The 2,152-nt window shown below is 75.0% G+C and carries 2 protein-coding genes; one reads left to right on the top strand and one right to left on the bottom strand.

The window, feature by feature from the left end:
- Window positions 1-449: 449 nt before the first annotated feature.
- The gene (locus ACFU99_RS41530; RefSeq protein ID WP_384403365.1) at window positions 450-1,283 is read right to left on the bottom strand and encodes an adenosylcobinamide-GDP ribazoletransferase; all 834 of its coding nucleotides are present in this window, start codon (window positions 1,281-1,283) and stop codon (window positions 450-452) included.
- Between the two features lie 78 nt (window positions 1,284-1,361).
- Between ACFU99_RS41530 and ACFU99_RS41525 the strand changes: the two genes are divergently transcribed.
- Window positions 1,362-2,099 (top strand): hypothetical protein, encoded by a 738-nt coding sequence (locus ACFU99_RS41525; RefSeq protein ID WP_384403362.1) that lies wholly within the window; start codon window positions 1,362-1,364, stop codon window positions 2,097-2,099.
- Window positions 2,100-2,152: the final 53 nt, after the last annotated feature.

Here is a 2,152-nt window from a genome sequence, read left to right as displayed (position 1 = left end):
GAGGTGCTGAGAGTCAGTGCAGTCACGGTGGTGGGGTCCCTACTTCCGTTGAGTTCGGCCGGCCGGTGGGTGGTGACCGGTCGCCAGGCGCTTGCCGTGAGCCTAACTCCCGGCCGATGCGCGGCCGCGCCCTGTGGGGGGCTTCGCCCCGGCTTGCCACCCCGGTCCCCGGGACGTGGGCGCCGGATGGGCTGGGCGGGGCAGATGTCCTCGCGCCGGACGGGCTCGATTCGGGGCTCTGGGCCGGTCGGCGGTCCTCAAGCGCCGGACGGGCTGGGTGGGGCGGTCGATGCGTGTGTGAGCGCGGGTGGGAGAGGCGTCCTCAAGCGCCGGACGGGCGGTGGGGGGCGTGCGGGTGGCGGGGGTGTTCTCAAGCGCCGGACGGGCTGGTTTGTGCGGGCGGGTGGTGCGTCCTCAAGCGTCGGCCGGGGCGGGCCGAGAGGCCGCCGTCAGCCCAGTGCCGACGCGATCAGCGCGACGGTCGTCGCCGTCTCGGCCAGGGTGCCGAAGACATCCCCCGTCACGCCGCCGAAGCGGCGGCGGCAGTGACGGAGCATCAGTTCCGCGGCGGCGAGGGAGAGGAGGAGCGCGGCAGCGCAATGGGCGGCGGAGTACGGACCGTTGGCGAAGCCCGCCGCCGCGCAGGCCAGTGTCACGGCCAGTACCGTCACCGTCGCCGAGCGGACCGGGACCGCGCCGGCCACCGCCGCGCCCAGACCTTCCGGCCGTGCCGCAGGCACACCGGCACGGGAGGCGAGGGTCAGGGCCGTACGGGCCGCGACCGCCGCCACCGTCACGGCGAGCGCGCCGCGCGCCCAGCCGGCCCCGTACAGCTCGTACACGGCGGCGACCTGGCCGAGCAGGACGAAGACCAGGGTCAGGACCCCGAACGGGCCGATGTCCGACTGCTTCATGATGCGCAGCGCGTCCTCGGCCGGTTTGCCGCTGCCGAGCCCGTCGGCCACGTCCGCGAGCCCGTCGAGGTGCAGCCCGCGGGTGAGCACCGCCGGGACGGCGACGGTGGCGACGGCGGCGAGCAGCGGCCCGGCGCCCAGGAGCAGCAGCGCCCCGCCGACGGCCGCCGCGCAGAGCCCGACGGCCAGCCCCACGAGCGGCGCGGCCAGCATCCCGCCGCGGGCCGCCGGGCGGTCCCACCGGGTCAGGCGGACGGGCAGCACGCTCAGGGTGCCGAAGGCGAAGCGCAGCGCGTCGCCGAGGGCAGCGCGGTCGGGAGAGGGGCCGGGGCCGGGGCCGGGGGCGGCATCGGGGGAGGTATCGGTCATCGCGCGCAGGTTATCCGACGTCTTCCGACGTCAGGGACGTTAGGTTTCCCCTAGCGGGCAGATTCGGGAGCGTCGGTCATGGGTCACTGGTGGAGTCGGAACATCGTCGAGCCGGGCAAGCTGCCGCTGCTCCTCGCGCTGGCCTCGTTCGTGCTGACGTTCCTGGTCACGCGGGTGATCACCCGGCTGATCCGGGCGGGCAAGGGCCCTTTCCGCAACATCCGGCCGGGCGGTCTGCACATCCACCACGTGGTGCCCGGCATCGTGCTGATGGTGGTCGGGGGCTTCGGCGCGGTGGCCGGCGGCCGGCAGGGCTTCGGGACCTCGGTGACGGCCGTGCTGTTCGGGGCGGGTGCGGGCCTGGTGCTGGACGAGTTCGCACTCGTACTGCACCTGGACGACGTGTACTGGAGCGAGCAGGGGCGCAAGAGCGTCGAGGTCGTGGTGCTGACGGCCGCGCTGGTGGCGCTGATGCTGGCGGGCTTCTCGCCGTTCGGGGTGGACGCGCTGACACCGGAGGAGCTGCGCAGCCGCGGCCTGGTGACGACGAACGTGGCGCTCAACTTCGCCATCTCGCTGTTCGCCCTGGCCAAGGGGAAGCCGCGGATAGCGGTGATCGGCGTGGTGGTGCCGTTCGTGGCGATCATCGGGGCGGTGCGGCTCGCCCGGCCCGGCTCGCCGTGGGCGCGGCGCTGCTACCGCCGCCGGCCGCGGGCCCGGCGCAAGGCGCGGGTACGGGCGTACCGGCACGACGCGCGCTGGCAGGCGTTGCGCCGCCGCTTTCAGGATCTGGTCGCGGGGGCCCCGGACCCCTGACCGCAGGCGTCGGGCAGCGGGAGCCGCTCGCCCGGCCCGAACCCGTACGAGGC

The sequence above is a fragment of the Streptomyces sp. NPDC057654 genome (assembly GCF_042800135.1).
GTDB lineage: Bacteria > Actinomycetota > Actinomycetes > Streptomycetales > Streptomycetaceae > Streptomyces.
This window is presented reverse-complemented; position numbering and strand designations above follow the sequence as displayed.